We start from the raw sequence: 25,133 nt of genomic DNA, 5'->3' as shown, positions 1-25,133 counted from the left end.
GCTGATCAAGGCTTACCAACGCAACATGCCGCAGCCGCTCCGGCAACCGCCGACGAGCCTGGCTTGTGCTGTGCCAGAAAGGGCGCTTCGTGGCCGATTCCGGCAACCCCAACGAGAACATCCCGTCCACCGACGCCGGCGCGGCGACCAGCGCGAACGGCGAGGTGACCGTGTCGTACGACGCCAGCGCCATCACCGTCCTCGAGGGTCTGGACGCGGTCCGCAAGCGACCCGGCATGTACATCGGCTCGACCGGCGAGCGCGGTCTGCACCACCTCGTGTACGAGGTCGTCGACAACTCGGTCGACGAGGCGCTGGCCGGCTACGCGGACACGATCGACGTGACGATCCTCGCCGACGGCGGCGTGCGTGTCGTCGACAACGGCCGCGGTATTCCGGTGGGCATCGTTCCTTCCGAGAACAAGCCGGCCCTCGAGGTCGTGCTGACCGTGCTGCACGCAGGCGGCAAGTTCGGCGGCGGCGGCTACGCGGTCTCCGGTGGTCTGCACGGTGTCGGTGTCTCCGTCGTGAACGCCCTGTCCGGCAAGGTGTCCGTCGAGGTCAAGACCGACGGGCACCGCTGGACACAGGACTACAAGATGGGCGTCCCCACGGCGCCGCTGCAGCAGCACGAGCCCACCGACGAGACCGGCACATCGGTCACCTTCTGGGCCGACCCGGACATCTTCGAGACGACCGAGTACTCCTTCGAGACGCTCTCGCGGCGCTTCCAGGAGATGGCGTTCCTCAACAAGGGCCTGACGATCAGGCTCACCGACGAGCGGGAGTCGGCGAAGGCCACGACCGGGGCGGACGAGGCGGGTGCGGACGAGAAGGCCGAGGTCAAGACCGTCACGTACCACTACGAGGGCGGCATCGTCGACTTCGTGAAGTACCTCAACTCCCGCAAGGGAGACGTGGTGCACCCCACCGTGATCGACCTGGAGGCCGAGGACAAGGACAAGAGCCTGTCCCTCGAGGTCGCGATGCAGTGGAACAGCGGCTACAGCGAGGGCGTGTACTCCTTCGCCAACATCATCCACACCCACGAGGGCGGTACGCACGAAGAGGGCTTCCGTGCCGCGCTGACCTCGCTGATCAACAAGTACGCGCGTGACAAGAAGCTGCTGCGCGACAAGGACGACAACCTCACCGGCGACGACATCCGCGAGGGTCTGACCGCGATCATCTCGGTCAAGCTGAGCGAGCCGCAGTTCGAGGGCCAGACCAAGACCAAGCTCGGCAACACCGAGGCGAAGACCTTCGTCCAGAAGGCGGTCTACGAGCACCTCAACGACTGGCTCGACCGCAACCCGAACGAGGCCACGGACATCATCCGCAAGGGCATCCAGGCGGCCACCGCGCGCGTGGCGGCCCGCAAGGCCCGTGACCTCACGCGCCGCAAGGGCCTGCTGGAGACGGCGTCGCTGCCGGGCAAGCTGTCCGACTGCCAGTCGAACGACCCCACCAAGTGCGAGATCTTCATCGTCGAGGGTGACTCCGCCGGCGGCTCGGCCAAGTCCGGCCGCAACCCGCAGTACCAGGCGATCCTTCCGATCCGAGGCAAGATCCTCAACGTCGAGAAGGCGCGGATCGACAAGATCCTGCAGAACCAGGAGATCCAGGCGCTGATCTCCGCCTTCGGCACCGGCGTGCACGAGGACTTCGACATCTCCAAGCTCCGCTATCACAAGATCATCCTGATGGCGGACGCCGATGTCGACGGCCAGCACATCAACACCCTGCTGCTGACCTTCCTGTTCCGCTTCATGCGGCCGCTGGTCGAGGCCGGCCACGTGTTCCTCTCCCGTCCGCCGCTCTACAAGATCAAGTGGGGCCGGGACGACTTCGAGTACGCCTACTCGGACCGTGAGCGCGACGCGCTGATCGAGCTGGGCCGCCGCAACGGCAAGCGGATCAAGGACGACTCGGTGCAGCGCTTCAAGGGCCTCGGCGAGATGAACGCCGAGGAGCTGCGGGTGACGACCATGGACATCGACCACCGCGTCCTCGGCCAGGTCACCCTCGACGACGCCGCCCAGGCCGACGACCTCTTCTCGGTCCTGATGGGCGAGGACGTCGAGGCACGCCGCGCGTTCATCCAGCGCAACGCCAAGGACGTCCGCTTCCTCGACATCTGAGTCGGTCTCAGCTGACCGCACCAGGAAGGATCTTCACCAGCAATGGCCGACGAGAACACTCCAGTGACGCCCGAAGAGGGCGGCGAGACCACTGTGCGCATCGAGCCCGTCGGGCTCGAGACGGAGATGCAGCGCTCGTACCTCGACTACGCGATGTCCGTCATCGTCTCGCGTGCGCTGCCCGACGTGCGGGACGGTCTGAAGCCCGTGCACCGCCGTGTCCTGTACGCGATGTACGACGGCGGCTACCGCCCCGAGAAGGGGTTCTACAAGTGCGCCCGTGTCGTCGGCGACGTCATGGGCAACTACCACCCGCACGGTGACTCCTCGATCTACGACGCGCTGGTCCGCCTCGCGCAGCCGTGGTCGATGCGGATGCCGCTGGTGGACTCCAACGGCAACTTCGGCTCCCCGGGCAACGACCCCGCCGCCGCCATGCGCTACACCGAGTGCAAGATGGCGCCGCTGTCGATGGAGATGGTCCGCGACATCGACGAGGAGACCGTCGACTTCACGGACAACTACGACGGCCGTTCCCAGGAGCCGACGGTCCTTCCGTCCCGCTTCCCGAACCTGCTGATCAACGGCTCCGCCGGTATCGCGGTCGGCATGGCGACCAACATCCCGCCGCACAACCTGCGCGAGGTCGCGGCCGGCGCCCAGTGGTACCTGGAGAACCCGGAGGCCTCGCACGAGGAGCTGCTCGACGCCCTCATCGAGCGCATCAAGGGCCCCGACTTCCCGACCGGCGCCCTGGTGGTGGGCCGCAAGGGCATCGAGGAGGCCTACCGCACCGGCCGTGGCTCGATCACCATGCGCGCGGTCGTCGAGGTCGAGGAGATCCAGAACCGCCAGTGCCTGGTGGTCACCGAGCTGCCGTACCAGGTCAACCCGGACAACCTCGCGCAGAAGATCGCCGACCTGGTCAAGGACGGCAAGATCGGTGGCATCGCGGACGTCCGTGACGAGACCTCGTCCCGCACGGGACAGCGCCTGGTCATCGTCCTGAAGCGGGACGCGGTCGCCAAGGTCGTCCTGAACAACCTCTACAAGCACACCGACCTGCAGACGAACTTCGGCGCCAACATGCTGGCGCTGGTCGACGGCGTGCCGCGCACTCTGTCCCTGGACGCGTTCATCCGCCACTGGGTGACGCACCAGATCGAGGTCGTCGTCCGCCGTACGCGCTTCCGGCTGCGCAAGGCCGAGGAGCGCGCGCACATCCTGCGCGGTCTGCTGAAGGCCCTGGACGCCATCGACGAGGTCATCGCGCTGATCCGGCGCAGCGACACCGTGGAGATCGCCCGCGACGGCCTGATGAGCCTGCTGGAGATCGACGACATCCAGGCCAACGCCATCCTCGAGATGCAGCTGCGCCGCCTCGCGGCCCTGGAGCGCCAGAAGATCGTCCAGGAGCACGACGAGCTCCAGGCGAAGATCCGCGAGTACAACGCGATCCTCGCCTCGCCCGTCCGCCAGCGCGGCATCATCAGCGAGGAGCTCGCAGCGATCGTCGAGAAGTACGGCGACGACCGGCGCAGCCAGCTGGTGCCCTTCGACGGCGACATGTCCATCGAGGACCTCATCGCCGAGGAGGACATCGTCGTCACGGTCACCCGCGGCGGCTACATCAAGCGCACCAAGGCCGACGACTACCGCGCGCAGAAGCGCGGCGGCAAGGGCGTGCGCGGTACGAAGCTGAAGGAAGACGACATCGTCGACCACTTCTTCGTGTCCACCACGCACCACTGGCTGCTGTTCTTCACCAACAAGGGCCGCGTCTACCGGGCCAAGGCCTACGAGCTGCCGGACGCCGGCCGGGACGCGCGCGGTCAGCACGTCGCGAACCTGCTGGCCTTCCAGCCGGACGAGTCGATCGCCGAGATCCTCGCCATCCGCGACTACGAGGCCGCGCCGTACCTGGTGCTCGCCACCAAGGGCGGACTGGTCAAGAAGACGCCTCTGAAGGATTACGATTCGCCGCGGTCCGGCGGTGTCATCGCGATCAATCTCCGTGAGATGGAGGACGGTTCCGATGACGAACTGATCGGGGCCGAGCTGGTGTCGCCCGAGGACGATCTGCTTCTGATCAGCAAGAAGGCTCAGTCGATCAGGTTCACCGCGACCGACGAGTCCCTGCGCCCGATGGGCCGTGCCACCTCGGGCGTCAAGGGCATGAGCTTCCGCGGCGGGGACGAGCTCCTCTCGATGAATGTTGTTCGACCCGGTACGTTCGTGTTCACTGCCACCGACGGCGGGTACGCGAAGCGGACCGTCGTCGACGAGTACCGCGTCCAGGGTCGCGGCGGCCTCGGCATCAAGGCTGCCAAGATCGTCGAGGACCGTGGCTCGCTCGTCGGCGCGCTGGTGGTCGAGGAGACGGACGAGATCCTCGCCATCACGCTGTCGGGCGGTGTGATTCGTACGCGAGTCAACGAGGTCAGGGAGACGGGCCGTGACACCATGGGCGTCCAACTGATCAACCTGGGCAAGCGCGATGCCGTGGTCGGTATCGCACGTAACGCCGAGGCGGGGCGTGAGGCGGAGGAGGTCGACGGTGACGACACTGTGGACGAGACCGCCGAGGCCGCGGCCACCGGCACGGACGAGGGTGAGGCGCCCTCGGCCGAGTAGCACGAGGAGTGAGTCAGCGTGAGCGGAGCCACGGGCGCCGGATCGACCGGTACGGACACGGACGGCGGCGGCCGTGGCTCCGCCACGGACTCGACGCACTCCCATGAGTCTCATGGATCCCAGGGGGGAACTGTGACGGACACCCGAGGCCCGCAGACCCAGCAGTACGAGGCTGGAGCGGGCCCGGCCGCTCCGGGCGCCGCTCCGGCCGCCCAGCCCCAGGCCGCGCCGGAGGCACAGCCTGCCGTGGCGCCGGCCGACCCGTCTCCCCTGCCGGGGGAGCGCCGGTCGCAGCAGGCCGCGGGCCCCTACCACCCGCCGCAGGCCTACCAGGCGCAGCCGGCGACGGGCACGGTGCGCCGCCCCCGGACCGGCGCGAGCACCACTCCCCGCACCCGCAAGGCGCGGCTCAGGGTGGCGAAGGCCGACCCGTGGTCGGTGATGAAGGTCAGCTTCCTGCTCTCCCTCGCGCTCGGCATCTGCACGATCGTGGCGGCCGCGGTGCTGTGGATGGTCATGGACGCCATGGGGGTCTTCTCCACGGTCGGCGGGACGATCTCGGAGGCCACCGGTTCTAACGAGTCGAACGGCTTCGACCTCCAGTCGTTCCTGTCGCTGCCGAACGTGCTCATCTTCACGACGGTCATCGCGGTCATCGACGTGATCCTGGCGACCGCCCTCGCGACGCTCGGCGCGTTCATCTACAACCTCTCCGCGGGCTTCGTGGGCGGCGTCGAGCTGACGCTGGCGGAGGACGAGTGAGTCGGGCCTGAAGGGGCGCGACGGCACCCGAGGTCAGGGCCCCGGCGGCCCGGCCGCGCGCCCCCGGGTAACCGATTTTGGGACTTCCCACGTCGTGCGCTAATCTTCAGGGGTCAGCGCGCGGGACACACACCGCACAGCGCGGCGGGGCTATAGCTCAGTTGGTTAGAGCGCATCCCTGATAAGGATGAGGCCACAGGTTCAAATCCTGTTAGCCCCACCAGCGAAAAGACCCCCGGTCCACTAGGGCCGGGGGTCTTTTGACACCAACGGTTGACACCGACCGCAGGGTCGCGTCAGGTGGCGTGGAGCGGACACGCGCTCTCCCTGGTTCTACGAGCTGCCGTACGGCCTGCCGGAACCGTCGCGTGGCCTCGAGTGCACCAATCACGGCCCGACCAGCCCCAGGGGGAAACGTGATCCGGGTCGAACCGGTATGGACTTGGAAGAACTGGCTCCAGATCGCCATTTTCCTTGCATGGGGAGTTGTGGTCGGACAGTTCCAAGATGACGGCTGGTGGTTCTTTCTCAGCCTTCTCGTCTTGATCGCCCAGCTCGTCTACCTGCCCCGCACTGCGCCGTTCCGTCGGGCCAGGTAACGCCGACTGACGTGTCGAGGCCGCGTGGGGCGGCTGACATCAGCGGCTGGCACCAGCCGGCGCGAACAGCGGCGGTCGGCTCCGGACCTCGGCGGACGATCTGCTGAGGCCTGGAACTCGTCCGGTTCCGAGCGCGCATATGTGTCAACGGCCCGGCACCAGGGAGCAGGTGCCGGGCCGTTTGCCCTGGGGTGTTGTTGTACGCAAGATCGCCCGGGGTGGGGCCGCGGTGCCTTCGGGGACGGTGGCGCGCGCGGTCAGAGGGGTCAGTCAGTGCTGGAGCCGCACGGTCGTTTCGGGGGGATCGGTGGGCCGGCTGGGGGCTCTGAGGGCGCAGCGGGCCAGGCGGAGCGTCGGGGCGGAGACCGGTAGGCGGTTACGGCAGCCCGGGGAGGAACCGTGGGCCTCGGCGCGGATCCGTTGCTTCATCGTGGGGAGCAGGGACCGGTCGCGGGGCCAGCGTCCGTGGACCGGTCGCGACGGTGTCACCTGGGCGACGCTGGTGTTGCGGGCCGGCTGGTGCTGCGGTACCTCCGCGGCGGCCGTGGTCGTGGTGATGAATCCCAGCGCGGTGAACAGCGCGATGAAGGCGGTGACGACGGCGGTCCACAGCTTCATGACCGTGATGCGGGCCATGACCCCTCACTTTCGGGTCGAGCGATTTGCGTACTTTCCTCATGATGTGTATGGGGGTCGCGAAGTGGTGGACCGACGCCCGTGGCGCGTCGATCTTCGGATGAACACCACTCGGATGGACGCACAAGACCCGGAAAGGTCAGAAAAGGTGCGGGAGGGCGTCGAACATCACACTCTGCGAGGGGCGCTCACGCGGTGACGTGACCGGGGTGTCCGGGCGTACTGCGGTCTCCCGGACCGGAGTTGAGCACCGGCTCAGGTCACCGATCGATATCGATCGGTGTGTATAGTCGGGCGCCAGAAGTCCCCTACGTCAAGGAAAGACGAGGTCGCGCGGTGAAGAAGCTTCTCCTGGTCGCACTGGCCGCCATCGGCGGGCTCCTCGTGTACCGCCAGATCCAGGCGGATCGCGCCGAGCAGGATCTGTGGACGGAGGCGACCGACTCCGTGCCCACGGGTTCCTGAGTCCTCACGGACAACAGACATCAGAGCAGGCCCCGACCGCCGGTGCGGTCGGGGTTTTGTGTTTCCCCGGCTCCTCAGGGGGGCGTTTCGGCCGCTCGTACGTAATACCGGGGTGCCGCCGTGGCCCCCGGGGCAGGATGGGCGGCGGCCCGGGACAGCGGAGCACGGCGGGGGTGGAGCGTGAGGAAGCGGCGTACGGAAGCGGGCGACGGAGCCCCGCGGTGCGGTCGTACGCCGGCGCACGCGGCCCTGGCGTCGTGCGCGGCGGTCGCGCTCGCCGCGGCATCGGCGCTCCCCGCGCGGGCCGCGCCCGCCTCCGCGGCCGACGACGGCAGGCCCGCCCCGTACGCGTTCGCCCGTGACGCCCGGACGATCACCGGCGCGACGGGCACCACGGACGCCGTACGTCTGGATCCCGGACACCTCTATCGCAGCGCACTGCCCCCGGGTGCCAAGCGCTACTACCGGCTGGATCTCGACGCCGCCGACGACGCCTACGTCTCCGCGACGGCCGTGCCGCGGGCGGGGGCACGGGTCACCTCCTCCGACGGCCTCAAGGTGTCCGTCCAGGACGCCGACGGCACCACGTGCTCCTCGGGCACCGCGCACTTCGGCCCCACCCAGAGCCCGCATCCGATCGCCGCCTGGGCCTCGCGCGAGACCGGCCCCGGGACCTACGGGTGCAAGGGTGCGGGCCCGTACTACGTGGTCGTCGAACGGCGCGATCTGACCGCCGCCCTGCCCGTCAGCTGGGACCTGGAGCTGGACTACGTCTCCGAACCCGCCCCGCGCCGGGCCGGGGCCGTCACCCCGCCCGGCACCTGGAACTCCGCGCCCCCGGAGCCCCTCCTAGGCGAGGCCGCGCGCCGCGCGGGAGGGGCCGGCTTCGCCGCGGCGAGCGCGGTGGGGCAGGGCGTCTGGCAGGACGGGATCAGGCCGGGAGAGACCCTCTTCTACAAGGTGCCGGTCGACTGGGGACAGCAGCTCTCCGCCAGTGTCGAGATGGGCAGCTCCGGAGGCGGCGACGGCTATGTCGGCACCGCCCTGGCCATGTCCCTCTACAACCCCGTCCGGGCCTACGTCGAGGACGCCGACGCCGGCTACAGCGGCGCCCAGACCTCGGCGGCACTGGATCCGCTGCCGCCCGTCGACTACGCCAACCGCGGGGCCGTCGGCAGCCGTGCGGGCGGTATGCGGTTCGCGGGCTGGTACTACCTGGCCGTCCACCTCGGGGCGCCCATGGCGGAACGGTTCGGCAGCGGCCCGTTCGGGCTGACCCTGCGGGTGCGGGTGAGCGGGAAACCGGTGCCCGGGCCGGTGTACGCGGGGCGGTCCGCGCCGCGCGATGTGTTCCAGGTCACGGACGCGGACCGGGAGGAAGCGGCGGCGGGGGCCGGGACGCGGTCCGACGCGGGCCCGGGCGACGGCTCGGGCGGGTTCTCGCCCCGCACCACCCCGGCCCGCGTCGGCAAGGTGGCGGCAGCGGACACCCGCGCGATGACGATGGTCGCCGTGGGCGGGATCGGCACCGGAAGCGCGCTGGTCCTGTGGCTCGGCCTGTGGACCGTGGCCGCCCGTCGGCGGGAGCGCCGCCGGGCGGCCGGGTGAGCGCCGCTCAGATCCGGGTCAGGGCCCAGAAGCCCACCGCGAAGCAGACGAGCGCGAGGAGCAGGACCGGCACGGCGACCTTCGCCGGTGGTCCCGCCGGCCGGGGAGCCGCTCTTCTGCCGTGCCGCGCGACCCGCTGCGGCCCGGTGGGGGCGTACGGCGACGGTACGGCGCCTGCGTAGGCGGTCTGCCCGGCGGCTGCCGCCGGGGCCGTGTGCGGGCCGGGTGCGGGCACGTACGTGGGTTCGTGATGCAAGGTGGATGCCGTGTACGCGGGCGCCGGAGCCGGAGCCACGACGGTTGCGGGGGGCGTGGGCGGCTGTCCGGGCGCCCCCGGCACCGTACTGAGCGCCGCTCGTGGCAGCGGCGGCGGCAGCGGGAAGCTTCCGGTGTCCGACATCGTGGACGGCCGCGAGGGAGGCGTGGGATCGACGGCAGGCCTCGGCGGTACGCCGTCGGGCCCGGCCTGTGGTCGTACGGCGGGGGGAGGCGGCCCGGGCACCACGGCGGAGGTGCCGGTGCCATGACCAGGGGGAGGGGGCGCGGGAGGGGCGGCGGGCGCGGCGACGGGCGTGCCGGACGCTGTCGGCGCGGTGGTCGGCCGTGGCGGGATCGCACCGGTAGTGAGCCGTGCCGGTCCCCCCTCGGCCCCGGCGGAGCCGCCGTGCGAGGGCCGCGGGCCGGCTCCGGCGGATGCCGTCCATGCGACGCCGCTCGCCCCCGCACCGCTCGCCCCCGCACCGCTCGCCCCCGAGCCGCTCGCCCCCGCGCCACCGGCCGCACCGCCCGACGCGTCGAGCGCGGGGCCCGACACCCCGTCCGCCGGGCTTGATGCCCTGGCCGCGGCGCCCGACGTGCGCATGCGTCCCGCGCCCTCCGACACCCCCGACGCCGTGGCCAGCGGGCCCTCGGGTCCGAATCCCGCCGGAAGCGGCCCGAGTTGGTCGAAGATCTCGACCTGTTCGTCGTCGTCGCCCGGCTCGGGCAGCAGCTCCCTGGCCGAGCCGAGGGCCTTGCGCGCCCCCGTGGCGGTGCGGAAACGCGCGGCCGGGTCCGGTTGCAGCAGCGTCGCCACGACCTCCCACAGGGGTCCGGGAACGCCGCGCGGTGCTCCGGGAGTGCCGTGGGACGCGAAGTGCTCGACCAGGGCCCTCGCGTCCGGTTTGGCGCCCTGGAGCAGATACAGCGCGACCAGACCCACGGCGAACAGATCGGACGGGAAGTCCGGTTCCGAGCCCAGCAGTTGTTCGGGTGCGAGATAGCCGGGGGTCCCCACCACGTAGTCCGTCTCCGTCAGCCGCGGCTCTCCCAGGCGCATCGCGATGCCGAAGTCCGACAGCCGCAGCCGGGGCCGGGCGGTGCCGGTGGCCTCCAGAAGTACGTTGGCGGGCTTGATGTCCCGGTGCACGACCCCTTCCGCGTGCACGGCGGCGAGCCCGGACAGCAGCTGGTCGAGCAGGGTGCAGACGAACGCGGGAGGCAGCGGGCCGTAGTCCCCGACGAGATGGACCAGCGAGCCCCCGGCGACCAGGTCCATGGTGAACAGGACCTTGTCGTCGTCCGCGGCCCAGCTGGCGGGGGCGAGCACATGGGGATGGTCGATGCGCAGCGCCTGCTCGCGCACGAAGCGCAGCAGCGCGTGGGCGTCCCTCTGCTGCAGGACCTTCGCGGCCACATAGCGGCGCCGCCGGTGGTCCCAGGCGCGCCAGACCGCGCCGACTCCCCCGCGCCCGATGGGATCGACCAGTTCGTACCGTCCGGCGAAGACCTCACCCATGGTCGTACGTCGCTCCCCCTTCCGGACGGCGCCGGGGACTCCCGCGCACCCCCCGGCGCGGGAGCCCCCGGCGGCCGAGGTCTCGGCTAGCTCTGGTGGGACTGGTAGTGGGCGACCGCGTCGGACGTGCGGCCGGCGCCGTACACCCGGAGGAACTCTGCCAGCTCCGGGTGGCTCGGGGCGAGGGTGTCCGCCGCCTCGATGATGTCGCCGGCCGCGGCCACCGAACGCAGCAGCGACTGGATCTCGCGGACCACCCGCTTGACCGTGGGCGCTCCCGAACTGCTCGTCGTCTGCGTGGTGTTGTTGAGCACGGAGCCCCCCTGCGACTTTCTGATCTCGTCCATCCGCTCGGTTGCCTCGGCCGCGCTCACGCTGCCGTCCGCGACCTGCCCCGCCAGGTCCTGCAGCAGTTGCACCCGCTGGACCACCGCGGGATTGCCGATCTTGGCGCGCTGACCGCTCATCAGCTGTGACAGCATCGGCGCGGACAGGCCCAGTACACCGGCGAGACGAGCCTGGTTGAGGCCGAGATCCTCGATGAGTTTACGGAAGAGCGCCCCCAACGGCTCCCCGTACCAGTTCCGCTGCAGCTCCCGCGCTCTTGCGGTGGCTTCCTGCTGTGCGGCGTCCATTGCGTCTCCCCATCGCTTCCCCAAGTACCGCGGTTCGCTGTCGCGAACCACGACGAGCATCTTACGGAGAGTGGTCGTCCACGGGGACCCCCCTCTTTTTGCGAGATTCCGGGGGTGACCCGGTACGCTTGTGCGCAGCGCCCGGCGGTGTGTGTACGCGTCGCCCGGACGTGCCTTCTCGGGGCCTTAGCTCAGTTGGTAGAGCGCTGTCTTTGCATGGCAGATGTCAGGGGTTCGACTCCCCTAGGCTCCACATCTCGGACCGGCCAGACGCCTTCCCGGCGGCTGGCCGGTTTTCGTATGGGGTGACCTGTGCCACTCCTGCGCATTTGCAGATATTGCATTTCTTTGCGCAAACGATATCGGCGAGTGCCGGGCTCCCGGACTCCAGGGTGAGTGACCGGTGGGGCCGGCGGGCGGTGCGGGGTGGTTTGGGGCACCTTGTGCGGGCCGGTGTGCCTGGAGGTGTGTAAGCGTAGGGATGCGCTCCGTAAGTGAAGTCTCCGTGGAATATGCACACATGAGGCGTTGCAAACGTCATCGCGCGGAGAAAATGTGAACGGTCCCCCCGGGGTGAGGGGGAATTCTTTCGCTGTCTCAGGGGTGTGGTTCGGGCTCCCGTGCCGTTCCACGTGAAACATCACCAGGGCAGCAGTGTGGGGCAGGAGCCGTTCAAGTCTCCTGCCCCACACGGGTGTTGAGGTCCGGCGCCGGGGCCGGCCGGATTCAGCGGCGGTCGTCGTTCTCCGAGGAATCCTCCTCGGCCTGTTTCGCCTGTACCTCCGGGTCCAGGGGCTCGCTGCCGTCCACCGACGTCAGGCGGTCGTCCTGCGGGACCTCGGTGGCGGCGGGCGGCTCCACGAGCCAGTCGGGGTTCGCCTGCTTGTCCCACCACTTCCAGGCGGCGAAGGCACCACCGGCCAGCACACCCAGCAGCGCCAGCCCCTTGGCGGCACGGCCTGCCCTGGCCCGCCGCTGCTGTCGGCGCACCAACTTCTGGACCTGCTGCGGCGAGACCTGGCCGCGCAGCGCGGCCAGCGCCACGACTCCACGGGCCAGGGCCTCCTCCCGTGCCGGACCGGCGACCGCGACCGCCTGCTCGATCTTCGGGCGGGAGTAGTCGGCGGCCTGGCGGGCGGCCTTGAGGGTGTAGGCGGCGGCTTCCTGCGCGGCATGGTCCACCTTGGGCGGCACATGGGTGCGGGCCTGTTCCAGTCGCGGGGCGAGGTGGGCGCCGTACTGGATACGAGCCTGCTCGGCGGCCTGCGACACCCGGGGTGCGAGACGCACGCGCGCCTCGTGTGCGTAGTGCGCTGCCTTGTCCTTGGCCGTGTCGGCGTAGGGCGCCACCACTTCCGCGGCATGCAGCACGCTGTCCTTCGCCGAACCGGTCGCGGCGCGCACGCTGTCGATGCGGGTCACGGGGTTCCTCCTCCTCGGTGGCGTATGGTCATTCGACTTTCCCGCCTTTTACGGATCATGCCTCTCGAAGGACTCCCGAGCATGCGAGGACGGGCATCCGGGTCACAAGGGCCATGAGGAGCCACACGGGACGCCTCCGGCCGGCACCCGGACCGACGACGGACGGGACGATCATGTGCATCGGCTGATCACGCGCGATAGCGGATGAATACGGGGCAACAGGTGCTTGTCCCCGACAATGCCACGGATCGCCGGGCCGCGCCCCCGTGACGGGAGGACCCGGCCGGATTTCCGCTCACCCGGACTCCGGAACGGAGCCCGTGGCGACCCGGAACCCGGTCCCGGATCCTCCCCGTCGCGCGCTCAGCCGGCCGGGGGTGTGCCAGGGGAACACACCGTGGATGCGGGCCCAGAAGCGGTGGCCGGACGACTCGGGACGCGTACCGTGCGAGGATCGGGGAGTCACAGAGGACAACGGAAGGCACATCGTGGCTGAGCAGCTTTACGCCACCCTGAAGACCAACCACGGCGACATCCTGGTCCGGCTCCTGCCGAACCACGCGCCCAAGACGGTCCGTAACTTCGTCGAGCTCGCCCAGGGCGAGCGCGAGTGGACCCACCCCGCCACAGGTGAGAAGTCCACGAAGAAGCTCTACGACGGCACGGTCTTCCACCGGGTGATCAGCGGTTTCATGATCCAGGGCGGTGACCCGCTGGGCAACGGCACCGGTGGTCCGGGCTACCAGTTCGAGGACGAGTTCCACCCGGACCTCGCCTTCGACAAGCCGTACCTGCTGGCCATGGCCAACGCCGGCCCGGGCACCAACGGCTCGCAGTTCTTCATCACGGTCGCCCCGACGGCCTGGCTGACCCGCAAGCACACCATCTTCGGTGAGGTCGCCGACGCGGCGAGCCAGAAGGTCGTGGACGCCATCGCCACCGCCCAGACCAACCCGCGCACGGACCGCCCGGTCAACGACGTCGTCATCGAGTCGGTCGTCGTGGAGTCCCGCGAGGGCTGACCCCACCGGGACACTCCGCACGAGGGAACAAAAGTGCCCCGCCCATCCGTAAGAGGATAGGGCGGGGCCAACCCGTCGTACGGAGAGTGAGGGGACCATGGGCCAGGCGCCAGGCAGTCCGCAGGACCCGCAGAACCAGGGGCCGCACGGAGCCCGGGAGCTGCCGGTCTGCTACCGGCACCCGGACCGCGAGACGGCCGTCCGCTGCACCCGTTGCGAGCGGCCCATCTGTCCGGAGTGCATGGTCAGCGCCTCGGTCGGCTTCCAGTGCCCCGAGTGCGTCCGCCGCGGCTCCGGCACGGGCCACGCCCCGGCCGCCTCCCAGCCGCGCACGCTCGCGGGCGGCACCGTCACCGCCGACCCCCGGCTGGTCACCAAGATCCTCATCGGGATCAATCTGCTCGTCTTCCTGCTCCAGCAGGCGCTGGGTGACACCTTCACCGACCGCTTCGCCCTCATCGGGCGGGCGACGTTCTCGATGGGCGGTCCGCTGCAGGGCGTCGCCGAGGGGCAGTGGTACCGGCTGCTGACGGCGATGTTCCTGCACGCCAACTACGTCCACATCCTGTTCAACATGCTCAGTCTGTGGTGGATCGGCGCGCCCCTGGAGGCGGCTCTCGGCCGCGCCCGCTACATCGCGCTCTACTTCACCTCCGGACTGGCCGGCAGCGCGCTCACCTATCTGCTCGCCGCCCCGGTCGAGCCCTCGCTCGGCGCCTCCGGCGCGATCTTCGGGCTCTTCGGCGCCACCGCCGTGCTCATGCGCCGGCTCAGGTACGACATGCGTCCGGTGATCGGCCTGCTGGTGGTCAACCTGATCATCACCTTCGGGTGGGGCAACATCGCATGGCAGGCCCATATCGGGGGACTCGTCGCCGGTGTGGTGGTCGGCTACGCCATGGTCCACGCCCCGCGCGAGCGGCGGAACCTCGTCCAGTACGGGATCTGCGCGCTGGTGCTGGCCGTCGTGGTCGTGATGGCCCTCGTGAGGACGGCCCAGCTCACCTGAGCGGCGTATCCGTACAGGCCGTAGCCTCAGGTTGTACCCAGCGTTATCCACAGTCTGTGGCGGATCTTGTGCATGCCGTGGGGAACAAGCGTGCCCCCTGTCACCGCCTGGAGTTTTCGCAGGTGGGACAGGGGGCGAACAGGCTTGCGGAGGCCGGTGATTCCGTCATACCGGCGTCAATGCCCGACGGGTTATCCACAGATCGTCGTTCTTTTTCCACTGGTCGCCGTCTCTGTGGACAAAGGCTGTGGATAACTCGCCGGGAATCCTGGGCGGAGTCGGCCACGGAACCCTGCGAGGCCGCTACTTCCACTGTGTGGAGACGCCGAACCCCGCCGCGATGAAGCCGAAGCCCACCACGATGTTCCAGTTGCGCAGTGCGTGGATGGGCAGCGAGCCGTCGGTCACGTAGAAGACGACGATCCATGCGAGACCGATGACGAACATCGCCAGCATGACGGGCGCGACCCAGCCCCGGCTGCCCAGCTTGATGTTCGTGGCCTGCTTGGACGGCGGCGGCGTGTAGTCGGCCTTCTTGCGGATACGTGACTTCGGCACGAGGGTCTCTCCTGTCGATGCGCTGCGTGGCCGCGCAGGGAACGGGGCGGGGCTCCGGAGCAGCGTACAAGGGGACACTGAGCGCTCCCCCGGGCGTCCGTTAGCGTAGTGCTTCCGCGGCGCCTAAGGAGATAAGGGTACGTTGAGCAATACGGCCGACTCCCCACAGCCGGGTTCCGGTTCCCCCCGAACGGGGACCACGCCCCGTCCTCCGCGCCGGCTGCGGCCCGTGCGCGTGCTCACCGTGGGCGTCTTCGCCCTCGCCGGGCTCCTCTTCTTCACGAGCTTCAACACGGCCAGAGGCACCAACATCCGTACGGACTCCTCGCTGCTGAAGCTCTCCGACCTGATCCACGACCGCAGCCACAAGAACGCCCGTCTCGATGAGTCCAACGCGACACTCCGCGATGACGTCGAGGCGCTCGCCAAGCGGACCGGCGGCGGCAGCAGCAAGGCCGAGGAGGCCCGGCTCGCGGCGCTGGAGAAGAACGCCGGCACCCAGAAGCTCACCGGCAAGGCCGTCACGGTCACCCTCAACGACGCCCCGCCGGGCGCCACCGCCAAGCTCCCCGGCTACCCCGAGCCGCAGCCCGATTACCTGGTCATCCACCAGCAGGACCTGCAGGCCGTGGTGAACGCGCTGTGGCAGGGCGGCGCCCGCGGCATCAAGGTCATGGACCAGCGGCTGATCTCCACCAGCGCCGTGCGCTGCGTCGGCAACACCCTGATCCTCCAGGGCCGCGTCTACTCGCCCCCTTACAAGATCACCGCGATCGGTGACCCGGACAAGCTGCAGAAGGCCCTCGCCGCCTCGCCCGCGATCCAGAACTACATGGTCTACGTCAACGTCTACGGCCTCGGCTGGAACGTCACCGAGGACGGAACGGTGACTCTTCCCGGCTACTCGGGCACAGTGGACCTGCACTACGCGAAGCCCGTGGAGTAGGGGCCCGGGAACGGCTGCCGCTGGGGGACCTGTGCCGGTGCGCGTGATCGTCAGGACCGTCAGCGAACTGTGCATCACCGTCGGCACCCTCGTCGTGCTCTTCGTGGTCTACGTCCTGTTCTGGACCGGAGTGCGCGCGGACAGCGCCATGCACGACCAGATCGACCGGCTGACCCGGCAGTGGGCCGGCGGCACGACGACGCCCGGCAGCCCCGCCGGCCCTGGGAGACCCGACCCATACGTCCCCGGCAGGCCGTTCGCGGTCATGTACATCCCGCGGTTCGGTTTCACGTGGAACAAGCCCGTCCTGGAGGACACCGCCGCGGGCACTCTCAAGAAGGGACTCGGCCACTACGCGGACACCGCCCAGCTCGGCCAGGAGGGCAACTTCGCGGTCGCCGGACACCGGCGCACCTACGGCGACCCCTTCAAGGACTTCCCCCTGCTGCGCCCCGGCGACGCGATCGTCCTCACCGACGGAACCACCTGGTTCACGTATCGGATCGACAAAGGCCCTTACAAAACCGTGCCCACCGACGTTGAGGTGATTGACCCTGTGCCACGTAAGTCGGGGTATACGCGTCCGGGACGCTATCTGACGCTGACCACGTGCGATCCGGAATGGGGGCACAGTCATCGTCTGATCGTCTGGGCGCACCTCGATGTCACACAGCCTGTGGACGCAGGGAAACCGACGGCCCTGCGCCGTTAGTCTGGTGACGTGCGGCGGGAGTCTGGTGCCGTGGTGAGACGGAAGGGACGGCATGTACGGCTGGATCTGGCGGCATCTGCCGGGGAACGCTTGGGTGAGGGCACTGATCTCGATCGTCCTGGCCCTGGCCGTGGTCTACGTCCTCTTCCAGTACGTCTTCCCATGGGCCGAACCGCTGCTGCCCTTCAACGATGTGACGGTGGACAACCAGTGAGTGCACGCATTCTCGTCGTCGACAACTACGACAGCTTCGTCTTCAACCTGGTGCAGTACCTCTACCAGCTGGGCGCCGAGTGCGAGGTGCTGCGCAACGACGAGGTGTCCACCGCCCACGCGCAGGACGGCTTCGACGGCGTGCTGCTGTCGCCCGGCCCCGGCACCCCCGAGGAGGCCGGCGTCTGCGTCGAGATGGTGCGGCACTGCGCCGCGACCGGCGTCCCCGTCTTCGGCGTCTGCCTGGGCATGCAGTCGATGCAGGTGGCCTACGGCGGCGTCGTCGACCGGGCACCGGAACTCCTGCACGGCAAGACCTCCCTGGTCGAGCACGAGGGCAAGGGCGTCTTCGCCGGGCTCCCCTCCCCCTTCACCGCGACCCGTTACCACTCCCTGGCCGCCGAGCCGGAGACGGTGCCGGCCGAGCTGGAGATCACGGCACGGACGCACGACGGGATCATCATGGGTCTCAGACACCGTGAACTCCCGGTCGAGGGTGTGCAGTTCCACCCCGAGTCGGTGCTCACCGAGCACGGCCACCGGATGATGGCCAACTGGCTGGCGGAGTGCGGTGACCGGGAGGCCGTGGCGAGATCGGCGGGGCTCGCCCCGGTGGTGGGCAGGGCCACGGCGTGACCGCGCTGCGCCCCGAGCGCGACTCCGCGGACCACGCCTCGTACGGGCAGCAGCCGTACGAGGGCGGTGGCGCGTGGCAGGGGCAGGCGTGGCAGGGCGCAGGAGGTCACGGTGACCCGCGGCCGTACAGGCAGCAGGCACCGCAGCAAGCGCAGGACGCGACAGCGGTGTTCCCGGCGTACGAGGAGTCCTCGGCCGCCGCGTCCTACGACCCGCCCGTGCCGGCGGACAACGAGACGGTCGCGCTGCGTGCCGTGGACATGGGGGAGGCGCGCCGTGCCGCGGCCCGCGCGGCCGGGCCCGCCGCCCCGCAGGGCGGCCGTGCAGCGCGGCGCAAGGCGGCCAGAAGGCACGGACGGCGCGGTGGCGGCCCGGGGGGCCCCAGTGGGCCGCAGACGGCCCCAGAGGGCCCTGGGACGGCCTCGGGGGCGCCCCGGTCCCGGGTGGAGGCCCGACGGGCCGCACGGGCCCAGAAGCCCGGTGCGGCGGTTGTGATGAGCCGGCTGGTGGGCGAGCTGTTCATCACCACCGGTGTGGTGATGCTGCTGTTCGTGACCTACCAGCTGTGGTGGTCGAACGTGCGGGCCCACCAGGAGGCGGGCAGCGCCGCCCAGCACCTCCAGCAGGACTGGGCGAGCGGCAAGCGGGCGCCGGGCGCGTTCGCGCCCGGGCAGGGCTTCGCCATCCTGCACATCCCGAAGCTGGACGTGGTCGCTCCGATCGCGGAGGGCACCAGCAAGACCGGGGTCCTCGACAAGGGCATGGTCGGCCACTACGGCGAGGGCAGCCTCAAGACGGCCATGCCGGACGCCAAGACGGGCAACTTCGGGCTGGCGGGGCACCGGAACACGCACGGCGAGCCGTTCCGGTACATCAACCGTCTCCAGCCCGGCGACGCGATCGTGGTGGAGACACAGGACGACTACTTCGTCTACAAGATGACGTCCACCCTCCCGGTGACCTCGCCGTCCAACACCAGCGTGCTGGAGCCCATACCCAGAGGGTCGGGCTTCACCGGGCCGGGCCGTTACATCACCCTCACCACCTGCACGCCGGAGTTCACCAGCAAGTACCGGTTGATCGTCTGGGGCAAGATGGTCGAGGAACGACCGCGCAGCAAGGGCAAGCCGGACGCGCTCATCTCGTAGGGCACGCTATGTTCCGAAGCCGCTCATTTCGTGGGCCGCTCATTGGCAAGGCCCGTGGACGCACGGGCACATGGGACAGACGGGGCAGATGCAGTGGGAGTGACGACCGACCAGGACGAGCAGACCGACGCGCACGCGACCGGTCCCGGGTCCCCCTCCGCGTCGCGGCGCCGCGGGTCCGGCCGGATCGCGTTCGCCGTCAGCGTCTTCGGGGAACTCCTCATCACCGCGGGCCTCGTGCTCGGCCTGTTCGTCGTGTACTCCCTGTGGTGGACGAACGTCCTCGCCGACCGCAAGGCGGACCGGCAGGGCGACAAGGTGCGTGACCACTGGGCGGCCGAGCAGGGCAGCGGCCCGGGGGCCCTGGACACCAAGGACGGCATCGGCTTCCTGCACGTGCCCGCCATGCACAACGGCGAGGTGCTGGTGGAGAAGGGCACGTCGACGAGTGTTCTCAACGACGGTGTGGCCGGCTACTACATCGACCCCGTCAAGGCGGCCCTGCCGATGACGGACAAGACCGGAAACTTCGCGCTGGCCGCGCACCGCGACGGGCACGGGGCGAAGTTCCACAACATCGACAAACTGAAGAAGGGCGACCCGGTCGTCTTCGAGACGAAGGACGACTGGTACGTCTACAAGGTCTTCGCGATCCTCCCGGAGACCTCGAAGTACAACGTGAAGGTTCTCTCCGCCGTCCCCAAGGAGGCGGGCGTGAAGAAGCCGGGCCACTACATCACCCTGACGACCTGCACCCCGGTCTTCACCTCCGAGTACCGCTACGTCGTGTGGGGCGAGCTGGAACGCGTGGAGAAGGTGGACAGCAAGCGGACGCCGCCGAAGGAACTGCAGGACTGACGGTTCCCCCGGGGGCGGGCAGGTCCCGCCGGCGCGGCTGCTTGGGCTGGGTGTCCGCGCAGGCGGAGAAGCGGTCACCGGGCTCGCTGTTCGCTTCCATGGTGCGGTCACCCGGCTCGCTGTTCGCTTCTATGGTCACGCACCTCAGGCCGTGGGAGTTCTGCGGGGTGCTGCCCAGGTGGGTCACGACGTGCGCGGTCCGGGTACGACAAGGGCCCGGCACCATGAGTGCCGGGCCCCTGATCGCCGATCTTGGAACGGTCAGCCGAAGTTGCCGCCGATGAAGCCGCCGTTCCCGCCGTTGTTGCCGTTGCCCTGGTCCTGGGTGACCAGGGTCACCGCGGTGCCCTGTGGGACCTGGCTGCCCTGGTTCGGGTTCGACCCGATGACGGTGGCGTTGGGGTCCTGGGAGCCGACGATGTTGCCGACCTTGAGGCCCGCCTGCGCCAGCGCCTGCTCGACGTCCTTCAGCTTCTGGCCCTGGATGTTCGGGACCTGGGTCTGCTGGGCCGCCTTGCCGAACTGGATGGTGACCGTGGAGCCCTTCCTGACCGTGCTGCCCGGCTGGGGGTCGATCTTGACGACCTTGCCGGCCTGGTTCGGGTCGGTGACGTCCACCTCGGCACAGTTGGCGGTCAGGTTGCTGGCCTGCAACTGCTGCTTGGCGGCGTCACAGTTCGCGGCGGCCGACACGTCCGGCACGGTCGTCGTCGCCGGGGCGACGGCCACGGTCAGCGTGATCGTCGAGCCCTTCTCCTTGTCCACGCCGCCGTTCGGGTCCTGGGCGGTGACGACGCCCGGCGTCTGGTCGGACTCCTGCGTCTTCCGTTCGACCTGGAACCCCTTGTCCTCGAGCTGGGACTTCGCCTTGTCGAACTGCACACCGCGGACGTCGGGCACCGTCACCTTCGGGGCGCCCGTCGACACCACCACGTTGATCGCGGTGCCCTTGTCGACCGAGGCCTTCGGCTGCGGGTCCTGGTCGCAGACGTTGCCCTTCGCCTGGTTGTCGCAGGGCTTCCGGGTGACGGTACCCACCTTCAGGTCGGCATTCGTCGCCAGCTGCCGCGCGTCCTTCAGGGTCTGTCCCACGAGGTTGGGCACCTCGGCGGAACCATTGCCCGCGCCGTTGCCCGTGAACATCCACTTGCCGATGAGGATCGCACCGACCAGCACCAGCACACCGGCGACGACCAGCAGGATCGTCGACGTGTTGGACTTCTTCTGGCGGCGGCGGTCCGGGCGGTCGTCGTAGCCGAAGCCGCCGTCGTCCGGGTTCATCGGCGGCAGCATCGTCGTGGCGCCGGCACCGGGCTCGGCCCGCAGGGCCGTCGTCGCCTGGTCGTTGGGGTAGCCGCCGTAGCCGACCGAGCCCATCGCCGCCGTCGCCGCGACCGGCTGGCCGTCGAGGCACGCCTCGATGTCCTGGCGCATCTCGTCGGCGGACTGGTAGCGGTAGTCCGGGTCCTTGACCAGCGCCCGGAGCACGATCGCGTCCATCTCGGGCGTGATCTCGGGGTCGAAGACGCTCGGCGGCTGCGGCTCCTCGCGCACATGCTGGTAGGCCACCGCGACCGGGGAGTCGCCCACGAACGGCGGCCGGACCGTCAGCAGCTCGTACAGCAGGCAACCCGTCGAATACAGGTCGGAACGCGCGTCGACCTGCTCGCCCTTGGCCTGCTCCGGCGAGAGGTACTGGGCCGTTCCGATGACGGCGGCCGTCTGCGTCATCGTCATGCCGGAGTCGCCCATCGCGCGGGCGATACCGAAGTCCATCACCTTGACCTGGCCGTTGCGCGTCAGCATGACGTTCGCCGGCTTGATGTCGCGGTGGACGATGCCGTTGCGGTGGGCGTACTCCAGGCCCTGGAGGATGCCGATGGTCATCTCCATGGCCCGCTCCGGCAGCAGCTTGCGGCCGCTGTGAAGAAGCTCACGGAGCGTGGAGCCGTCGACGTACTCCATCACGATGTACGGGATCGAGACCCCGTCGATGTAGTCCTCGCCCGTGTCGTACACCGCGACGATCGCGGGGTGGTTGAGCGAGGCGGCCGACTGGGCCTCCCGGCGGAACCGGGCCTGGAAGGAAGGGTCACGCGCCAGGTCGGCGCGCAGCGTCTTCACCGCCACGGTGCGGCCGAGGCGCGTGTCATGCGCGAGGTAGACCTCCGCCATGCCACCACGGCCGAGCACATGGCCCAGCTCGTACCGGCCGCCGAGGCGACGCGGCTCTTCCATAGCTTCCTACCAGCCCTCTCCGTCGGTCCCGACCACACCCGCGTATGGTCCGGCGGTGTGCTGTCCGGGCATACGCTACCCGGCTCGCTTTGTGTGACCTGGCCACATCCGCCACCCGATACAGGACCGGTATCGCAACGTGCACCGATGTGAAGGGGACGTGACAGGGGTCACTTCTTGCTGTTGATGACCGCCTCCATGACGTTCTTCGCGATCGGGGCGGCAAGACCGCCACCGGAGATGTCGTCACGGTTGGCGGCGTCGTCCTCGACCACCACGGCCACGGCGACCGGCGAGCTGCCGTCGCCGACCTTGGCGAACGAGATGAACCACGCGTACGGCTTCTCGCTGTTGTTCAGACCGTGCTGGGCGGTACCGGTCTTGCCACCCACGGTGGCGCCGCCGATCTGAGCGTTCTTGCCCGTACCGTCCTTGACGACCGTCTCCATCATCGACTGGAGGATCTGGGCGTTCTTCTCGGACAGCGGACGGCTCATCTCCTGCGGCTGGGTCTGCGTGACCACGTCCAGGCCGGGCGTCTGCAGCTTGTCCACCATGTACGGCTTCATCAGCTTGCCGTCGTTGGCGACCGCCGAGGCGACCATCGCCATCTGCAGCGGGGTCGCGGCCGTCTCGAACTGGCCGATCGAGCTGAGCGCCGTCTGCGGCTTGTCCATGTCCTTGGGGAAGTTGGACGCGTTGGACCGCACCGGCGTGAACTGCTCGGAGTCGAAGCCGAACTTCTTCGCCTCCTCCAGCATCTTGTCCTTGCCGAGGTCGGCGCCGATCTTGCCGAAGACCGTGTTGCAGGAGAACTGGAGCGCGACCCGCATGGTCGCGTTCTTGCAGGGGATGTTGCCCTCGTTCTTCAGCTCGGTCGAGGTGTTCGGGAGGATGTACGGCAGCGGGGAGTCGGTGTTCTGGTCCGCGCTGCTGTACAGCCCGTTCTCCAGCGCCGCCGCCGCCGTGACCACCTTGAACGTGGAGCCCGGAGGGTAGGTCTCGCGCAGCGCCCGGTTCAGCGTCGGGTCGCTCGGGTCGTTCTTCTTCAGCAGCTTCGTCCACGCCTTGGAGTCGGTGGTCGTGGAGTTGCCCGCGAACGACGACGGGTCGTACGACGGGTAGGACGCGAGCGCCAGGATCGCGCCCGTCTGCGGGTCGAGCGCGACGGCCGCGCCCTTGCCGCCGACCTTCTGCAGACCGTCGTAGGCGGCCTTCTGCGCGGCCGCGTTGAGCGTGGTGACGACGTTGCCGCCCTGCTGCTGCTTGCCGGTCAGCATGTTGAGCGTGTTGCGGAAGAACAGCCGGTCGTCGTTGCCGGTGAGGATGCCGTCCTCGATGGACTCCAGCTGCGTGGCACCGAACGCCTGGGAGGCGAACCCGGTGACCGGCGCCCACATCGGGCCGTCCTTGTACGTGCGCTTGTAGGCGAAGTCGTTCAGGCTGTCGGTGGATGTCTTCTTGGACCCGGTGATCGGGTTGCCGTCGACGATGATGTCGCCACGCGGCGTCGAGTACCGGGCGATCAGCACACGGCGGTTGTCCGGGTCGCTGCGCAGCGCGTCGGCCTGGACGTACTGGAGCCAGTTGTCGCGGGCGAGCAGTGCGAGGACGAGGAGCCCGCAGAAGATCGCGATCCGGCGCAGGGGCTTGTTCACGGGCGGACCACCTGGGTCATCTCGGCGTCGGGGTTCGGGGCGGGGGACGGGGCCGGACGGCGCGCGGTGTCGCTGATGCGCAGCAGGATGCCGATCAGACCCCAGTTGGCGATGACGGAGGAACCGCCGTACGCCAGGAAGGGCATCGTCATACCGGTCAGCGGGATGAGACCCATGACACCGCCGGCGACCACGAACACCTGGAGCGCGAAGGCGCCGGACAGGCCCACCGCGAGCAGCTTGCCGAACGGGTCGCGGGCGGCGAGGGCGGTCCGCACGCCGCGCTCCACGATCAGACCGTAGATCAGCAGGAGCGCCATGATGCCGGCCAGGCCCAGCTCCTCGCCGAAGGTCGCGAGGATGAAGTCGGAGTTTGCCGCGAACCGGATGAGATCGGAGTGGCCCTGGCCGAGACCGGTGCCGAGGGTGCCGCCGGAGCCGAACGCCCACAGGGCCTGCATGGCCTGCTCGGAGTGGCCCACCACACCCTTGCGGCTGAGCGCGAACTCCCCTGTCGGGTTGAGCCAGGCCTGGACACGCTGCTGCACATGCGGTTCGAACGACGCCACACCAACCGCACCGACCGCGGACATCAGCAGACCGAAGACGATCCAGCTGGTCCGCTCGGTGGCGACGTACAGCATGATCACGAACATTCCGAAGAACAGCAGCGACGTACCGAGGTCGGTCTCGAAGACCAGGATCAGGATCGAGATGAACCAGACGACGAGGATCGGGCCGAGGTCGCGGCCGCGCGGCAGGTACAGGCCCATGAAGCGGCGGCTGGCCAGGGCGAGCGCGTCCCGCTTGACCATCAGATAGCCGGCGAAGAAGACCGCCAGCACGATCTTGGCGAACTCACCGGGCTGGATGGAGAAGCTGCCGACGTGGATCCAGATCTTCGCGCCGTAGATGTTGGCGCCGAGACCTGGGATGAGCGGCAGCAGCAGCAGGACCAGCGCGCCCACCATGGAGATGTACGTGTAGCGCTGCAGGACCCGGTGGTCCTTCAGGAAGACCAGTACGACGGCGAAGAGGGCGATGCCCATCGCGGTGTACAGCAGCTGGCGGGGCGCCGCGGTGCCGGCCTGCTTGATGGACTGCAACAGCTTCGACTGGTCCAGCCGCCAGATGACGACCAGGCCGAGCCCGTTCAGCAGTGTCGCGAGCGGCAGCAGCAGCGGATCCGCGTACGGGGCGAACTTCCGCACGACGAGATGGCCCACCCCGGCCAGCAGACCGAGGCCGAGGCCGTAGCTCAGCAGGCCGGGCGGCACCTTGCCGTTGATGGCGAGGCCCACGTTGGCGTAGGCGAACACCGGAATGACGACGGCGAAGACCAGTAGCGCCAGTTCGGTGTTGCGGCGGCTCGGCGCGCCGATCGCGCCGATCGTGGACGTGTGATGCGTCGTCGTGTTCGTACTGCTGCTCATGGTGTGACAGGGCCCCTCACGGC

At 69.3% G+C, this 25,133-nt stretch carries 21 protein-coding genes and 2 tRNA genes; 15 read left to right on the top strand and 8 right to left on the bottom strand.

Annotated features, from left to right (window positions below; all coding sequences use genetic code 11):
* The first annotated feature begins 65 nt into the window (after window positions 1–65).
* The 4 genes from gyrB (at window position 66) to AB0L95_RS07270 (ending at window position 5,760) form a co-directional block, all read left to right on the top strand.
* Window positions 66–2,141: a DNA topoisomerase (ATP-hydrolyzing) subunit B gene (gene gyrB / locus AB0L95_RS07285; protein WP_365158269.1), complete on the top strand. Its 2,076-nt coding sequence runs from the start codon at window positions 66–68 to the stop codon at window positions 2,139–2,141.
* Between the two features lie 42 nt (window positions 2,142–2,183).
* On the top strand, window positions 2,184–4,775 hold the full coding sequence (gene gyrA / locus AB0L95_RS07280) for a DNA gyrase subunit A (protein WP_365158266.1): 2,592 nt from the start codon (window positions 2,184–2,186) through the stop codon (window positions 4,773–4,775).
* A gap of 18 nt (window positions 4,776–4,793) precedes the next feature.
* The gene (locus AB0L95_RS07275) at window positions 4,794–5,537 is read left to right on the top strand and encodes a DUF3566 domain-containing protein (RefSeq protein ID WP_365158263.1); all 744 of its coding nucleotides are present in this window, start codon (window positions 4,794–4,796) and stop codon (window positions 5,535–5,537) included.
* A 146-nt stretch (window positions 5,538–5,683) separates the two neighbouring features.
* Window positions 5,684–5,760: transfer RNA gene (locus AB0L95_RS07270), tRNA-Ile, on the top strand.
* A 646-nt stretch (window positions 5,761–6,406) separates the two neighbouring features.
* On the opposite strand, the gene AB0L95_RS07265 is transcribed toward AB0L95_RS07270, so the two are convergent.
* Window positions 6,407–6,772, bottom strand: a complete 366-nt coding sequence (locus AB0L95_RS07265; protein WP_365158260.1) for a DUF6344 domain-containing protein — start codon at window positions 6,770–6,772, stop codon at window positions 6,407–6,409.
* 336 nt (window positions 6,773–7,108) lie between these two features.
* Here AB0L95_RS07265 and AB0L95_RS07260 point away from each other — a divergent pair, with 336 nt between their 5' ends.
* The gene (locus tag AB0L95_RS07260) at window positions 7,109–7,237 is read left to right on the top strand and encodes a DLW-39 family protein (protein ID WP_003999697.1); all 129 of its coding nucleotides are present in this window, start codon (window positions 7,109–7,111) and stop codon (window positions 7,235–7,237) included.
* A gap of 180 nt (window positions 7,238–7,417) precedes the next feature.
* On the top strand, window positions 7,418–8,845 hold the full coding sequence (locus tag AB0L95_RS07255; protein ID WP_365158257.1) for a hypothetical protein: 1,428 nt from the start codon (window positions 7,418–7,420) through the stop codon (window positions 8,843–8,845).
* A gap of 7 nt (window positions 8,846–8,852) precedes the next feature.
* Here AB0L95_RS07255 and AB0L95_RS07250 read toward each other — a convergent pair whose 3' ends face one another.
* Together AB0L95_RS07250 and AB0L95_RS07245 are read right to left on the bottom strand one after the other, a co-directional pair.
* Window positions 8,853–10,622: a serine/threonine-protein kinase gene (locus AB0L95_RS07250; protein ID WP_365158254.1), complete on the bottom strand. Its 1,770-nt coding sequence runs from the start codon at window positions 10,620–10,622 to the stop codon at window positions 8,853–8,855.
* Window positions 10,623–10,708: 86 nt separating this feature from the next.
* Complete coding sequence (locus tag AB0L95_RS07245; protein ID WP_365158251.1) at window positions 10,709–11,257, bottom strand: DNA-binding protein; 549 nt, start codon at window positions 11,255–11,257, stop codon at window positions 10,709–10,711.
* A gap of 180 nt (window positions 11,258–11,437) precedes the next feature.
* Here AB0L95_RS07245 and AB0L95_RS07240 point away from each other — a divergent pair.
* Window positions 11,438–11,510 (top strand) — tRNA-Ala (locus tag AB0L95_RS07240).
* Window positions 11,511–11,983: 473 nt separating this feature from the next.
* On the opposite strand, the gene AB0L95_RS07235 is transcribed toward AB0L95_RS07240, so the two are convergent.
* Window positions 11,984–12,679, bottom strand: a complete 696-nt coding sequence (locus AB0L95_RS07235; protein ID WP_365158248.1) for a DUF5324 family protein — start codon at window positions 12,677–12,679, stop codon at window positions 11,984–11,986.
* Window positions 12,680–13,167: 488 nt separating this feature from the next.
* On the opposite strand from AB0L95_RS07235, the gene AB0L95_RS07230 reads away from it, so the two are divergent.
* On the top strand, window positions 13,168–13,701 hold the full coding sequence (locus AB0L95_RS07230) for a peptidylprolyl isomerase (RefSeq protein WP_365158245.1): 534 nt from the start codon (window positions 13,168–13,170) through the stop codon (window positions 13,699–13,701).
* 97 nt (window positions 13,702–13,798) lie between these two features.
* The gene (locus AB0L95_RS07225; protein ID WP_365158242.1) at window positions 13,799–14,710 is read left to right on the top strand and encodes a rhomboid family intramembrane serine protease; all 912 of its coding nucleotides are present in this window, start codon (window positions 13,799–13,801) and stop codon (window positions 14,708–14,710) included.
* A gap of 303 nt (window positions 14,711–15,013) precedes the next feature.
* Here AB0L95_RS07225 and crgA read toward each other — a convergent pair whose 3' ends face one another.
* A complete protein-coding gene (gene crgA, locus AB0L95_RS07220; RefSeq protein ID WP_365158239.1) occupies window positions 15,014–15,268 on the bottom strand; it encodes a cell division protein CrgA in 255 nt (84 codons plus the stop codon).
* Between the two features lie 142 nt (window positions 15,269–15,410).
* Between crgA and AB0L95_RS07215 the strand changes: the two genes are divergently transcribed.
* The 6 genes from AB0L95_RS07215 (at window position 15,411) to AB0L95_RS07190 (ending at window position 19,781) form a co-directional block, all read left to right on the top strand.
* Entirely contained in the window at window positions 15,411–16,214 is an 804-nt protein-coding gene (locus AB0L95_RS07215; protein WP_365158237.1) for a DUF881 domain-containing protein, read from the top strand.
* A 37-nt stretch (window positions 16,215–16,251) separates the two neighbouring features.
* The gene (locus AB0L95_RS07210; RefSeq protein ID WP_365158234.1) at window positions 16,252–16,926 is read left to right on the top strand and encodes a class E sortase; all 675 of its coding nucleotides are present in this window, start codon (window positions 16,252–16,254) and stop codon (window positions 16,924–16,926) included.
* A gap of 52 nt (window positions 16,927–16,978) precedes the next feature.
* Window positions 16,979–17,140, top strand: a complete 162-nt coding sequence (locus AB0L95_RS07205; RefSeq protein WP_355906606.1) for a hypothetical protein — start codon at window positions 16,979–16,981, stop codon at window positions 17,138–17,140.
* Window positions 17,137–17,775: an aminodeoxychorismate/anthranilate synthase component II gene (locus tag AB0L95_RS07200; protein WP_311693748.1), complete on the top strand. Its 639-nt coding sequence runs from the start codon at window positions 17,137–17,139 to the stop codon at window positions 17,773–17,775. Before AB0L95_RS07205 ends, AB0L95_RS07200 begins: the two co-directional genes overlap by 4 nt.
* Complete coding sequence (locus tag AB0L95_RS07195; RefSeq protein WP_365158230.1) at window positions 17,772–18,923, top strand: class E sortase; 1,152 nt, start codon at window positions 17,772–17,774, stop codon at window positions 18,921–18,923. Before AB0L95_RS07200 ends, AB0L95_RS07195 begins: the two co-directional genes overlap by 4 nt.
* A gap of 93 nt (window positions 18,924–19,016) precedes the next feature.
* On the top strand, window positions 19,017–19,781 hold the full coding sequence (locus tag AB0L95_RS07190) for a class E sortase (RefSeq protein WP_365158227.1): 765 nt from the start codon (window positions 19,017–19,019) through the stop codon (window positions 19,779–19,781).
* 261 nt (window positions 19,782–20,042) lie between these two features.
* Here AB0L95_RS07190 and pknB read toward each other — a convergent pair whose 3' ends face one another.
* The 3 genes from pknB to AB0L95_RS07175 form a co-directional block, all read right to left on the bottom strand.
* On the bottom strand, window positions 20,043–22,019 hold the full coding sequence (pknB, locus tag AB0L95_RS07185) for a Stk1 family PASTA domain-containing Ser/Thr kinase (RefSeq protein ID WP_365158225.1): 1,977 nt from the start codon (window positions 22,017–22,019) through the stop codon (window positions 20,043–20,045).
* 170 nt (window positions 22,020–22,189) lie between these two features.
* Window positions 22,190–23,677 carry a penicillin-binding transpeptidase domain-containing protein gene (locus AB0L95_RS07180; RefSeq protein ID WP_365158222.1) on the bottom strand — a complete coding sequence of 496 codons (1,488 nt, stop codon included), beginning with the start codon at window positions 23,675–23,677 and terminating at the stop codon, window positions 22,190–22,192.
* Window positions 23,674–25,110 (bottom strand): FtsW/RodA/SpoVE family cell cycle protein, encoded by a 1,437-nt coding sequence (locus tag AB0L95_RS07175; RefSeq protein WP_365158219.1) that lies wholly within the window; start codon window positions 25,108–25,110, stop codon window positions 23,674–23,676. The genes AB0L95_RS07180 and AB0L95_RS07175 overlap by 4 nt, the downstream gene beginning before the upstream one ends.
* Window positions 25,111–25,133: the final 23 nt, after the last annotated feature.

Origin of the sequence: Streptomyces sp. NPDC052036, assembly GCF_040680495.1 — a bacterium.
Classification (GTDB): domain Bacteria; phylum Actinomycetota; class Actinomycetes; order Streptomycetales; family Streptomycetaceae; genus Streptomyces.
This window is presented reverse-complemented; position numbering and strand designations above follow the sequence as displayed.

Excerpts from the sequence above, each read along its gene's own strand:
- AB0L95_RS07225 (WP_365158242.1), top strand. The coding sequence starts at position 13,799 with ATGGGCCAGGCGCCAGGCAGTCCGCAGGACCCGCAGAACCAGGGGCCG.
- AB0L95_RS07245 (WP_365158251.1), bottom strand. The coding sequence starts at position 11,257 with ATGGACGCCGCACAGCAGGAAGCCACCGCAAGAGCGCGGGAGCTGCAG.
- gyrA (WP_365158266.1), top strand. The coding sequence starts at position 2,184 with ATGGCCGACGAGAACACTCCAGTGACGCCCGAAGAGGGCGGCGAGACC.
- AB0L95_RS07205 (WP_355906606.1), top strand. The coding sequence starts at position 16,979 with ATGTACGGCTGGATCTGGCGGCATCTGCCGGGGAACGCTTGGGTGAGG.
- pknB (WP_365158225.1), bottom strand. The coding sequence starts at position 22,019 with ATGGAAGAGCCGCGTCGCCTCGGCGGCCGGTACGAGCTGGGCCATGTG.
- AB0L95_RS07265 (WP_365158260.1), bottom strand. The coding sequence starts at position 6,772 with ATGGCCCGCATCACGGTCATGAAGCTGTGGACCGCCGTCGTCACCGCC.
- AB0L95_RS07175 (WP_365158219.1), bottom strand. The coding sequence starts at position 25,110 with ATGAGCAGCAGTACGAACACGACGACGCATCACACGTCCACGATCGGC.
- AB0L95_RS07250 (WP_365158254.1), bottom strand. The coding sequence starts at position 10,622 with ATGGGTGAGGTCTTCGCCGGACGGTACGAACTGGTCGATCCCATCGGG.